We start from the raw sequence: 11261 nt of genomic DNA, 5'->3' as shown, positions 1-11261 counted from the left end.
CCTGGTCGCTGGCCGCCGCCCCCTCGCCGTCTACTGCCATGAGAGCAACCCGGCCGGGTCCTGGTACGCGCATGGCGCCAGCGCCAACGCCATCTTCGAACTGGAGGGCGGCGCCGTCCTGACCTATCGCGGCAGCTGGTGCGCCGAGGGGCTGCGCACGAGCTGGGAGAGCCAGTGGCGGCTGACCGGCACCAAGGGCAGCCTGAGCTGGGACGGGGCCGAGGACTTCCGGGCCGAGGTGGCGAGCGACCGGCGTGACGGGCTGTTCTTCGTGCCCGAGACGGTCGAAGTGCCGCCGGCGGATCCGGCCGACCGCACCGGCAGCCATCTCGGCGTCATTCGCGACTTCGTCGATGCGGTCCGCGCGGGCACCGAGCCCGAGACGGTCGGCCACCAGAACTTCCACAGCCTCGCCATGGTCTTCGGCGCGATCGAGAGCGCGCGCCAGGGCCGCCGCGTGGCCATCCAGGCGATCGAGGAACCATGACCAGCAGCGCCAAGCCCGTTCGGGCCAATCACCAGGACATCCGCATCGGCACCATGGTGCGCGCCAATGGTGACGATCCGGCCGGCTATGTCCGCCAGATCATCGCCCATGGCTTCGAGAGCATCGAGCCGTTCTTCTGGCAGACGCTGGGCGGCAAGGACATCCCGCGCCTGGCCGGCCAGATCCGCGAGGCGATCGGCGACAGCGGTGTCACCGTCGGCGCGCTCGGCATGTTCGGCAACCCGCTGGAGGACCAGGCGCAGGATCGCGAGACCCTGGCCGGGTGGGAGGCGCTGATCGACAACGCCCATCTGTTCGGCACCGACATTGTCGCCGGCTTCACCGGCCGGGTGCGCGGCAAGCCGCTGGAGGAGAGCCTGCCGCGGTTCAGGGAGGTGTTCGGCCGGCTGGCGAAGCGCGCCGCCGACAAGGGCGTGCGCCTGGCCTTCGAGAACTGCCCGATGGAGGGCAGCTGGAAGTCCGGCGACTGGAACATCGCCCACAATCCGGCCGCCTGGGAGCTGATGTTCGACGCCCTGCCGGACGACAATCTCGGCCTGGAATGGGAGCCCTGCCACCAGCTGTACTACCTGATCGACCCGGTGCCGCAGATCCGGCGCTGGGCGCCGAAAATCTTCCATGTCCACGGCAAGGACGCCACCGTCCGCTGGGACGTGGTCAAGGAGCATGGCGTGCACGGCAAGGTGCCCTTCGCCTTCCATCGCACCCCCGGCTTCGGCGACACCGACTGGACCCGGGTGATCACCGAGCTGCGGCTGGGCGGCTTCCGCGGATCGATCGACATCGAGGGCTGGCACGACCCGGTCTATCGCGACGATCTGGAGATGACCGGCCAGGTCGAGGGCCTGCGCTACCTGCAGCGCTGCCGCGGCGGGGAGTTCATCGCCAATCCGGGTTGAGACGATGGGTATGCGCCTGCACCGAGCAGAGCTTTTTGAGTCCCCCCTCCCCTCGCGGGAGGGGGTTAGGGGGAGGGGGTTGTCGATCGCAGCGAACCGGCAGCGGCGCTTTCGACGCGATGGTCAAGCCGGAGCCGGACCTGAACCCACTGATCTCGCGGCGCGAACCCCCTCCCCCTACCCCCCTCCCGCAAGGGGAGGGGGGACTTAACAAAAACGGCCCCATGCCGACGAACTCCGGTCAAAACCAACCAACACAGTGGAGGAAGCTCATGTCCAGGACCCTGCGATTGCTGTTGGGAACCGCCGCCCTTCTGGTCTCCGCCACCCTCGCCCGGGCCGAGCCGGTGACGCTGGAGGTCTGGACCCATGACGAGGACGAGACCAAATTCACCTACGTCTTCGTGAAGGAATTCCAGGCCCAGCACCCCGACATCACGGTCAACCTCAAGCACGTCAATTTCGCCGACGTGGTGAACGACGCCATGCGCGCCTACGCCGCCGGCTCAGCCCCCGACGTGATCGGGATCGACAACCCGGAGACGGCGATGTTCGCGGCCCGCGGCGTGCTGCTGGACCTGACGCCCTATGTCGAGCAGTCGCAGGTGATCAAGGCCGATGCCTTCTATCCCGGCCCGCGCAACTCCTCGACCTGGGACGGCAAGCTGTTCGCCATCCCGCGCGCCTCCAACACCCTGGCGCTCTACTACAACGCCGACATGTTCAAGGCGGCCGGCCTCGACCCCGACAAGCCGCCGCAGACCTGGGACGATCTCTATCAGGCGGCGAAGAAGCTCACCGATCCGGGCAAGAACGTGTACGGCCTCGCCTTCTCCGCCATCGGCACGGAGGAAGGCACCTTCCAGTTCCTCCCCTTCATCCAGAGCGCCGGCGCCGATTACGACAGCGTCGGCTCGGACGGCGCAATTCGGGCGCTGGAGTTCTGGCAGAAGCTGATCGACGAGAAGCTGGCGTCGCCCGACACGCTGATCCGCAGCCAGTATGATTCGACCGGCACCTTCAACGCCGGCAACGCCGCCATGGCGATCTCCGGGCCATGGGAGCTGCCGCGCATGGCCAAGGAGGCCAAGTTCGACTGGCGGGTCGCGTTGTTCCCGGTGGAGAAGCAGGGCAGCCCGCGCGCCTCGGCCCTGGGTGACTTCAACAACGTGATCTTCAAGACCTCCAAGCACCCGAAGGAGGCGTTCATGCTGCTGGAGTACATCTATTCGCAGAACCACCGGATCTGGAACGAGTTCGGCCTGCTGCCGCCGGTCCAGAACGCCAAGGCCGACGCGCCGCAATGGCCGAAGGCCTACGCCGTGTTCACCGAGCAGATGCAGTACGCCCGGCCGCGCGGCCCGAACCCGGACTGGCCGAAGATCTCGAAGGCGATCCAGACCGCGATCCAGTCGGCCCTGACGCATCAGAGCGACGCCAAGACGGCGCTCACGACCGCCCAGGCAACGATCGACCGCGTGCTGAAGAAGTGAATCAGCCTGTCCAGTTCCCGTATTGAGTCCCCCCTCCCCTCGCGGGAGGGGGGCAGGGGGAGGGGGTTGTCGATGACGCGCACCCAAACCAGCCAATCGATGACCGATCGTTCGGTCAATTTCCAACCGACAGCTCCAGCGGCGCGAGCCCCCTCCCCCTACCCCCCTCCCGCAGGGGGAGGGGGGACTAGGAAGGCTCACCGCCGCTCCGCCCTATACCGCATCCCCCTGCTCCGCACCCTGCGGGACGGCAGCGGCTTCGACGTGGCACTGGTGCTGTGCGCGGTCGGCTACCTGCTGGTCTTCGCGGCCTTCCCGCTGGCCTACACGCTGGTGATGTCGCTGCAGCAGGTCGACATGTTCTCGCTGACCTCCTTCGACCGGCCCTTCGCCGGGCTGGACAACTACCGCGACGTGTTCGCGCGGCCGGAGGCGCTGCAGATCCTGAAGAACACCGTGATCTTCGTGGTGCTGTCGATCACCTTCCAGCTCGGCATCGGCTTCGGCCTGGCGCTGTTCTTCCAGCAGCCCTTCCCCGGCGCGACCTATATCCGCGGCGTGTTCCTGGCCGGCTGGATCATGCCGGCCCTGGTGGTCGGCGCCATCTGGAAATGGATCCTGGCCGGCGATTTCGGCGTGCTGAACTATCTCCTGACCAGCCTGCACCTGACCGGCGGCAAGATCTTCTGGTTGTCGGACCCGGACATGGCCCTGTTCGCCGTGATCATCGCCAATGTCTGGCTGGGCATCCCGTTCAACATGATCCTGCTGTCGGTCGGGCTGGCGGCGATCCCGAGTGACCTGTACGAGGCGGCGGAGATCGACGGAGCCCGCGCCTTCCGGCGCTTCCGCCACATCACCCTGCCGCTGATGCGGTCGACCCTCGGCGCCGTGGTGTCGCTCGGCATCATCTTCACGCTGCAGCAGTTCGACCTGATCGCGGCGCTGACCAAGGGCGGCCCGGCCAACGCCTCGAACGTCGCCCAGTACTGGTCCTGGCAGATGTCATTCGAGACCTATGAGATCTCGGCCGGCAGCGTCGTCGCCGTGCTGATGATCGCCGTCGTGATCCTGGTCGCGGCGCTCTATGTCCGGTCGACCGGGCGGGAGCACGCGGCATGAGGACGGCAAAGCCCTTCATCCTGCTCGGCCTGGCGCTGGCCTTCGCCGCGATCTACCTGTTCCCGCTGTATTGGATGTACGTCACGGCTCTGAAATCCGGCAGCGAGATCTTCGCCTTCCCGCCGAGCTTCTGGCCCATCGACCCGCAATGGCAGTTCGGCCGGATCTTCGCCGAGCATGCGATGGACCGGTACCTGTGGAACTCGCTGCTGATCGCGGTCGGCACCACGGTCGTCGCGACGCTGATCGGCACCGGCGCCGCCTATGCCCTGTCGCGGCACCGCAACGCCTGGACCGCGGTGGCGCTGTTCCTGGTGCTGATGCTGCAGGTGCTGCCGCCGTCGCTGATGGTGACGCCGATCTTCGTCGCCTTCAACCAGGTCGGCCTCCTGGAGACGCCCCGTGCCGCCGTGGTGCTGGCCCAGACCGCGAAGGTGCTGCCGCTCTACATCGTGCTGTGCCGGTCGACCTTCCTGCAGGTGCCGCGCGAGCTGGAGGATGCGGCGCGGGTCGACGGCGCCTCGCGCATCGGCGCCTTCCTCCGCATCATGATCCCCCTCGCCCGCAACGGCATCCTGGTCGTGTCGGTGCTGATCTTCCTGCAGTCCTTCGGCGAATACGTCTATTCGCGCTCGCTGATCGCGGCGAAGACCCTGCAGACCGCGACGGTCGGCCTGTCCGCCTTCATGGGCACGAACACCAATGACTGGGGCGGGATGATGACCTATGCCGCGATCTATGTGACGCCGATCCTGATCGTCTTCGCCCTGCTGCAGCGCCGGATCGTCAGCGGCCTGACCGCGGGGGCGCTGAAGTAGCGCCCCCGGCGGCCGTCAGTACCCGCCGCCCTTGGCGCCCTTGCCGGCGCCCTCGCGATAGGCCTTGTAGGCCGCGACCGAGTCCGAGGCCGCCTGGCGCAGATAGGGCACGTCACCGCCGCCGGTGACCATGCTGTAGCCCCGGTCGAACAGCTCGGCCCAGGTCGAGGCGCTGCTGGGCACGGTGCCGAGCGGCGTGCCGGTCGGCCGCACCGCATCCTCGATCTGCTTCACCAGATCCTGCACCCGCGGGTCGTGCAGCTGCTCCAGCAGGCCGATCGAGCCCGCCAAGTCGTTGGGGCCGATGAACACCATGTCGATGCCGTCGACCCGGGCGATCGCCCCGGCCTCGGGCACCGTGTCCATGGATTCGATCTGGGCCAGCAGCAGCAGATTGTCGTTAGCCTTTTGCAGATAGTCCGGCTCGAAGCCGTAGGTCGAGGCGCGCACCGCGCCGGCGGCATAGCCGCGGCGGCCGGCCGGCGGATAGCGGCAGGCGCGGACCAGCGCCTCGGCCTCGGCCGCGCTCTCGATCATCGGCACCATCAGGCTGTCGGCGCCGGCATCCAGCACCCGCTTCAGCCAGACCGGGTCATGCGCCGGCACCCGCACCACGGCCGGGGTGTCGGAGGCCTGCACCGCGCGCAGCAGATCGATGGTGTCGTCGATGCCGCCGGGCCCGTGCTCGGTGTCCAGGATGACGAAGTCGAAGCCGGCATGGGCCATGATCTCCGCCACCGTGGGCGAGCCGCTGCCGACCCAGGCGCCGAACAGCTTGTCGCCGCGGCGCAGCCGTTCCTTCAACCGGTTGGGGCGAAACATTCCGGGGGTTCCTCCTTGCGTTGGCCGAGTGTAGGACCGCCATATCATGTCGGACAATAACCCCCGTGCTTTTTGCGCATTCGCGGCGGGTTTCGAAAACCGGCGGCGATCCCTATATTCTGCCCGCCATGAACTCACTCGGTTTCGACAAGCCCCCGGCCGCGACGCGGGTCGTGGTCGCCATGTCCGGCGGCGTGGACAGCTCCGTCGTCGCGGCCCAGCTTGCCGAGCAGGGCTACGACGTCGTCGGCATCACGCTGCAGCTGTACGACCACGGCATCGCCATCCAGCGGAAGGGCGCGTGCTGCGCCGGAGCCGACATCTACGACGCCCGCACCGTGGCCGAGCGCATCGGCTTCCCGCATTACGTGCTGGATTACGAGAGCCGCTTCGGCCAGGCGGTGATGGATGATTTCGCCGACAGCTATCTGCGCGGCGAGACGCCGATCCCCTGCATCCGCTGCAACCAGAAGGTCAAGTTCCGCGACCTGATGGAGACGGCGCGCGACCTGGGCGCCGACTGCCTGGCCACCGGCCACTATGTCCGCCGGGTCGAGGGGCCGCAGGGGCCGGAGCTGCACCGCGCGATCGATCCGGCCAAGGACCAGAGCTACTTCCTGTTCGCGACGACGCCCGAGCAGCTGGCCTTCCTGCGCTTCCCGCTGGGCGGCAACCACAAGGCCGCGACCCGGGCCGAGGCCGCGCGGCTGGGGCTGGTGGTGGCCGACAAGCCGGACAGCCAGGACATCTGCTTCGTGCCGGAGGGCCGCTATGGCGAGGTGGTGGCGCGGCTGCGCCCCGGCGCCGTGGGGCCGGGCGAGATCGTGCATCTCGACGGCACCGTGCTGGGCCGGCACCAGGGCATCGTCCACTACACCATCGGCCAGCGGAAGGGCCTGGGCATCGGCGGCCGCAAGTCTAATGACGACCCGCTCTACGTCGTCCGGCTCGATCCCGAGGCCCGGCGGGTGATCGTCGGCCCCTGGTCGGCCCTGGCGCGGCACAGCGTCGCCCTGACCGAGCTGAACTGGCTGGACATCCCGCCCGGCCCCGAGGGCCGGCTGGTCGAGGCCAAGCTGCGCTCCGCCCAGGCGCCGGTGCCGGCGACGGTGCGGCTGACCGGCGCGGGAGAGGCGGTGCTGGAGCTGCATGCGCCGCAGCACGGGGTGGCGCCGGGACAGGCCGCCGTGCTTTATGACGGCGACCGCGTGCTCGGCGGCGGCTTCATCGCCCGGGCCGAGCGCGCCGCCGCCTGATCACTGCGTTTCGCGGACAGAAAGGATCTTTTGCCCATGTCGCTCGACGCCCTCGCCGAAGCCGTGCGCGGCCGCGCCGCCGGCGGCCCCGCGCTCGACGCCCGCGTCAAGTTCGACCTCGGCGCCGACGGCTTCATCGTCCTGGACGGCACCGGCCCGGCGCCCGCGGTGTCGATCGGCGACGCCCCGGCCGACGTCACCCTGACGATGAAGGCGGAGACGCTGCGGCGGATGGTCGACGGCTCGCTGAGCCCGACCATGGCCTACATGACCGGCAAGATCAAAGCCAACGGCTCGCTGACCGTCGGCATGAAGCTGGCCGCCCTGCTCGACGACTGAGCGGCCGACGGAGGTCTGCAACTCCGCTTTCCCTTTCCTGTCATTGCCGGGCTTGACCCGGCAATCCAGGGGGCCGCCCAGAGCGGCATCGACATTTCCTGGATGCCCGGGTCAAGCCCGGGCATGACAGTTGGGGGAGGCGATCCTCACCCCATGACATTTCGACGGAAGCCGCAGCGTCCTCACGCGACAGGCGCCCGCGCGCAGGGCATGGTCGGGGCACCCATCGAGGAGCCTCCCATGTCCGCCCATCGCCCGCCCGTCACCGACTATCTGCTGCTGGCGCTGCTGGCGACCGTCTGGGGCGCGTCCTACAGCTTCATCAAGCTCGGCGTCGCCACCATCCCGCCGGTGACGCTGATCGCCGCGCGCACCCTGATCGCCGGTGGCATCCTGCTGCTGGTGCTGCGGCTGCGCGGTATCCACATGCCGACGGACGGGCGCACCTGGCGGCTGTTCGCGGTGCAGGCGCTGGTCAACAGCACCATCCCTTTCGTCATGATCGCCTGGGCCGAGACCGAGGTCGATGCCGGGCTGGCGGCGATCCTGAACTCGACCTCGCCGATCTTCACCTTCCTGTTCACCTGGGCGATCACCCGGCATGAGGCGGTGACCGGCCGCAAGCTGTTAGGCGTCGCCGCCGGGGTCGCCGGCATCACCCTGGTGATCGGCCTCGACGCCCTGTCCGGTGCCGGCCGGCAGATGCTGCCGCAGCTGGCGATCGTCGCGGCCACCGTGTGCTACGGCGTTGCCGCCATCTTCGGCCGCAACTTCAAGGGGCTGGACCCGATGGTGCCGGCCGCCGGGTCGATGCTGTCCGGCGCCGCCATGCTGATCCCGCTGAGCCTGGTGCTGGACCGGCCCTGGACGCTGGCGCCCTCCGCCGCCTCGCTCGGCGCGCTGGCCGGGCTGGCCGTGGTCTCGACCGCCCTGGCCTTCGTGCTCTATTTCCGGCTGATCGCCTCGCTCGGGTCGGTCGCCACCATGGCGCAGGCCTATCTACGCGTACCGGTGGGCGTGGCCATCGGCGTCCTGGCCCTGGGCGAGACGCCGGCCCCGACCGTGCTGTACGGGCTGGTGCTGGTGGTGATCGGCGTCGCCGCCATGACCCTGCCCGGCCGGGCGCGGAAGGCGCAGCCGGCCTAGGAAGCCGGCGTCCCGGCCACCACCGCGGTCGGGTCCTTGACCTGCAGCACCCGGGCGGCCACGGCCTTCACCTGGGCCGGCGTCACCGCCTCGATCAGGCCGGGATACTTGTCGATGAAGTCGCGGCCGCGGCCGGCCAGCTGCAGCGACAGCACATAGGACGCCAGCGCGTCATGCGAGGCGAAGCCCAGCGGATAGCTGCCGATCAGGTAGCTCTTCGCCTCCGCCACCTCCTGGTCGGTCGGGCCGTCCTTGGCCAGCCGCGCGATCTCGTCCTGGATCACCGACAGGCTCTCCCCCGCCTTGTCGGCCCGGGTGCCGGCGGTGATCAGCAGCAGGCCGGCATGCTGGAACTGCAGGGTGTTGCTGTCGACCGAATAGGCCAGGCCGCGCTGTTCGCGCACCGCGCGGTAGAGGCGCGAGGTGAAGGTCGACCCGCCGAGAATGTGGTTCATCACGATCGCCGGGAAATAGTCCGGGTCGTCGCGCCGCGGCGAGGGGAAGCCGAGCTGGATCGACGCCTGCGACACCGCCATCGGCACCGTCGCGGTGCCCTTGGCGGCGGGAACGATGTCCGGCACCGGCATCAGCTCGCCCTTCGCCGGCAGTCCGCCGAAGACGTGGTCCAGGGCCGGCCCCAGCGTGGCGGCGTCGATGTCGCCGACCACGGCCAGGCGCAGCCCGTCGCGGGCGAACATGCGGCGGCGCAGCTCCTGCAGGTCGGCGGTGCCGATCGCGGCGACGCTGTCCTTGGTGCCGATCGACGGCCGGCCATAGGGATGGCCGGGGAAGGCGGCGGCGGACCAGCGGTCGTCGGCGATGGTGCCGGGGTCGTTCTCCTGGAAGTTCAGCTCGGCCAGGCGGCCGGCCTTGACCCGGTCGAGGTCGCCCTGCGCCAGCTTCGGCTCGGCCAGGGCCAGGCGCAGCAGCTCGAAGGCGGCGTCGCGCTCGGTGGTCAGCGTCTTCAGCCGGCCGCCATTGTAGTCCTGCGAGGTGGAGAAGCCGAGCTGGATCGACCGGTCGGCCAGAGCGGTCTTGAAACCGGGCGCGTCATAGGGGCCGGCGCCCTCGGTCAGCATCTCGCTCAGCAGCGAGGCCAGGCCGGCCTTGCCCTCCGGATCCTGGGCGGCGCCGCCGTCGAAGGAGAAGGAGACGGTGACGGCCGGGACGGTGTGGTCCTCGACCAGCCAGGCCTCGATGCCGCCGGGGCTGACCACGCGGTCGATCGTGGTCGCGGCGGCGGGCAGGGTGGCGGCGGCGAGCAGCAGGCCGGCTCCGGCGAGAGCGGCGCGCAGCGGGGAAAGCATCGCGTTCATCAGCATGATCCTCGCCCGGTTAGGGCTGCTTGGCCTGGGTCGCATCCGTCGGCCGGGTCAGATACCCGGTGACGGAGCGCTGCGGCTGCAGATAGGTCTGCGCCGCCTTCTGCACATCGGCGGCGGAGACCGCGGCGATGGTGCCCGGCCAGTCCTGCACGTCGGCGACGCTGCGGCCCAGCGCCGCCGCCTCGCCGAAGACCCGGGCCAGCGCGCCCGGGTCGTCCTGGCCGTAGATCGCGCCGGCCAGCAGGCGGCGCTTGGCCCGCGCCAGCTCCTCCTCCGGCACCGGCTGGTCGCGCACCTCCGCCAGCACCGTGTCCATCGCCGCCTCGAGATCCGGCAGGGTGACGTCGCCGCGCGGCACGGCATAGACGGCGAAGGGGCTGTAGTCGAGCGCGTCGGCGTCATAGCCGGCGCCGGCCATCGCTGCCTTGCCCTGCCCGGTCACCAGGGCGCGGTACAGCCGCCCGGTCTCGCCCGACAGCACCGAGGCCAGCACCTGCAGCGCCGCGGCCTCGCCCGGCGCCGCGGTGACCACCGACGGCGCCAGGTAGTTGCGGCGCAAATAGGGCTGACCGGCGCGGGCGTCGGTCAGCTCCAGCCGGCGCGGCGCGATCGGCTCCGGCTCCTTCGGGCGCATGCGCGGCGGCGGCTCGGCCCGGCGCTTGACCGGCCCGTAGATCTCCTCGGCCTGCGCCTTCACCGCGGCGGGGTCGACATCGCCGGCGATGATCACCGTGGCGTTGTTCGGCGTGTAGAAGCGGTCATAGAAGGCCAGCGCCGTCTCGCGCCGCAGCGCCTCGATCTCCGACGGCCAGCCGATCACCGGCGCGCGGTACGGGTGGTTGAGGTAGAGCACGGCGTTCATCACCTCGCCGAGGCGCGACGACGGCTCGTTCTCGATCCGCATCCGCCGCTCCTCCAGCACCACGTCGCGCTCGGCGTTGACCCGCTTCTCCTCGAGCACGAGGTTCTGCATCCGGTCGGCCTCGTAGCGCATCACCAGCGGCAGGTTCTGCTTGGCCACGGACTGGTAGTAGGCAGTGTAGTCGGCGGTGGTGAAGGCATTCTCGACCCCGCCGATCGCCGCCAGCTCCTGCGAATAGCCCTGCGGGTGCGAGGTGGTGCCGTGGAACATCAGATGTTCCAGGAAATGAGCGTTGCCGGACTGGCCCGGCGCCTCGTCGGCGGCGCCGACGCGGTACCACACCATCTGCGTCACCACCGGGGCGGTGCCGGCCGGGATGACGATGAACTGCAGCCCGTTGCCAAGCGTGAAGCTCTGGGCCTGCGGCGCGATCCGCAGGTTGTCCGGCAGCGGCGCCGGCGCCGCCAGCGGCGGCCCTGCGTTTGGCAAGGCGGCGTCCGGGGCTGCGGGGGGCGCCGCGTCCTGGGCGAAGGACGGCGCGGCGACGGCGGCGCTCAGCACGAAGGCGGCGGCCAGCCGGCGGACGGAGAGGGGCATCGCGGTCATGTCTCTAGGTACCGGAAGCGCCGCCGCCGCGGCAAGCGATGCCGCGACGGTGCGACACTGTCCCG

The 11261-nt window shown here is 69.8% G+C and carries 11 protein-coding genes; 8 read left to right on the top strand and 3 right to left on the bottom strand.

Features of this window, described 5'->3' with window-relative positions; genetic code table 11:
- The 5 genes from ABDW35_RS22150 to ABDW35_RS22130 form a co-directional block, all read left to right on the top strand.
- Positions 1–487, top strand: a 487-nt coding sequence (locus ABDW35_RS22150) for a Gfo/Idh/MocA family oxidoreductase (protein ID WP_343716051.1), incomplete at its 5' end; no start/stop codon positions are given.
- Complete coding sequence (locus tag ABDW35_RS22145; protein WP_343716050.1) at positions 484–1407, top strand: sugar phosphate isomerase/epimerase; 924 nt, start codon at positions 484–486, stop codon at positions 1405–1407. The genes ABDW35_RS22150 and ABDW35_RS22145, both read left to right, overlap by 4 nt.
- A gap of 272 nt (positions 1408–1679) precedes the next feature.
- On the top strand, positions 1680–2900 hold the full coding sequence (locus ABDW35_RS22140) for a sugar ABC transporter substrate-binding protein (RefSeq protein WP_343716049.1): 1221 nt from the start codon (positions 1680–1682) through the stop codon (positions 2898–2900).
- Between the two features lie 264 nt (positions 2901–3164).
- Positions 3165–4022: a sugar ABC transporter permease gene (locus ABDW35_RS22135; protein ID WP_343716048.1), complete on the top strand. Its 858-nt coding sequence runs from the start codon at positions 3165–3167 to the stop codon at positions 4020–4022.
- On the top strand, positions 4019–4840 hold the full coding sequence (locus ABDW35_RS22130) for a carbohydrate ABC transporter permease (protein WP_343716047.1): 822 nt from the start codon (positions 4019–4021) through the stop codon (positions 4838–4840). Before ABDW35_RS22135 ends, ABDW35_RS22130 begins: the two co-directional genes overlap by 4 nt.
- Positions 4841–4855: 15 nt before the next feature.
- On the opposite strand, the gene ABDW35_RS22125 is transcribed toward ABDW35_RS22130, so the two are convergent.
- Complete coding sequence (locus tag ABDW35_RS22125) at positions 4856–5662, bottom strand: aldolase/citrate lyase family protein (RefSeq protein WP_343716046.1); 807 nt, start codon at positions 5660–5662, stop codon at positions 4856–4858.
- Between the two features lie 128 nt (positions 5663–5790).
- On the opposite strand from ABDW35_RS22125, the gene mnmA reads away from it, so the two are divergent.
- The 3 genes from mnmA to ABDW35_RS22110 all read left to right on the top strand — a co-directional run bounded on the left by mnmA (position 5791) and on the right by ABDW35_RS22110 (position 8403).
- Complete coding sequence (mnmA, locus tag ABDW35_RS22120; protein WP_343716045.1) at positions 5791–6918, top strand: tRNA 2-thiouridine(34) synthase MnmA; 1128 nt, start codon at positions 5791–5793, stop codon at positions 6916–6918.
- A 36-nt stretch (positions 6919–6954) separates the two neighbouring features.
- Positions 6955–7257, top strand: a complete 303-nt coding sequence (locus ABDW35_RS22115; protein WP_088150812.1) for an SCP2 sterol-binding domain-containing protein — start codon at positions 6955–6957, stop codon at positions 7255–7257.
- Between the two features lie 240 nt (positions 7258–7497).
- Positions 7498–8403 (top strand): EamA family transporter, encoded by a 906-nt coding sequence (locus tag ABDW35_RS22110; protein WP_343716044.1) that lies wholly within the window; start codon positions 7498–7500, stop codon positions 8401–8403.
- On the opposite strand, the gene ABDW35_RS22105 is transcribed toward ABDW35_RS22110, so the two are convergent.
- Positions 8400–9719: a pitrilysin family protein gene (locus tag ABDW35_RS22105; RefSeq protein WP_343716043.1), complete on the bottom strand. Its 1320-nt coding sequence runs from the start codon at positions 9717–9719 to the stop codon at positions 8400–8402. The genes ABDW35_RS22110 and ABDW35_RS22105 overlap by 4 nt on opposite strands.
- A gap of 19 nt (positions 9720–9738) precedes the next feature.
- Positions 9739–11187 carry a pitrilysin family protein gene (locus ABDW35_RS22100; protein WP_343716042.1) on the bottom strand — a complete coding sequence of 483 codons (1449 nt, stop codon included), beginning with the start codon at positions 11185–11187 and terminating at the stop codon, positions 9739–9741.
- Between the last annotated feature and the right edge of the window lie 74 nt (positions 11188–11261).

The organism is Inquilinus sp., from assembly GCF_039594555.1.
GTDB lineage: Bacteria > Pseudomonadota > Alphaproteobacteria > DSM-16000 > Inquilinaceae > Inquilinus.
The sequence above is the reverse complement of the archived record's forward strand: the minus strand, read 5'-3'. Positions and strand labels throughout refer to the sequence as shown.

What these genes read in the sequence shown, in the direction of transcription:
- ABDW35_RS22145 (WP_343716050.1), top strand. Translation starts at nt 484, where the DNA reads ATGACCAGCAGCGCCAAGCCCGTTCGGGCCAATCACCAGGACATCCGC.
- ABDW35_RS22140 (WP_343716049.1), top strand. Translation starts at nt 1,680, where the DNA reads ATGTCCAGGACCCTGCGATTGCTGTTGGGAACCGCCGCCCTTCTGGTC.
- ABDW35_RS22130 (WP_343716047.1), top strand. Translation starts at nt 4,019, where the DNA reads ATGAGGACGGCAAAGCCCTTCATCCTGCTCGGCCTGGCGCTGGCCTTC.
- ABDW35_RS22125 (WP_343716046.1), bottom strand. Translation starts at nt 5,662, where the DNA reads ATGTTTCGCCCCAACCGGTTGAAGGAACGGCTGCGCCGCGGCGACAAG.
- mnmA (WP_343716045.1), top strand. Translation starts at nt 5,791, where the DNA reads ATGAACTCACTCGGTTTCGACAAGCCCCCGGCCGCGACGCGGGTCGTG.
- ABDW35_RS22115 (WP_088150812.1), top strand. Translation starts at nt 6,955, where the DNA reads ATGTCGCTCGACGCCCTCGCCGAAGCCGTGCGCGGCCGCGCCGCCGGC.
- ABDW35_RS22110 (WP_343716044.1), top strand. Translation starts at nt 7,498, where the DNA reads ATGTCCGCCCATCGCCCGCCCGTCACCGACTATCTGCTGCTGGCGCTG.
- ABDW35_RS22105 (WP_343716043.1), bottom strand. Translation starts at nt 9,719, where the DNA reads ATGAACGCGATGCTTTCCCCGCTGCGCGCCGCTCTCGCCGGAGCCGGC.
- ABDW35_RS22100 (WP_343716042.1), bottom strand. Translation starts at nt 11,187, where the DNA reads ATGCCCCTCTCCGTCCGCCGGCTGGCCGCCGCCTTCGTGCTGAGCGCC.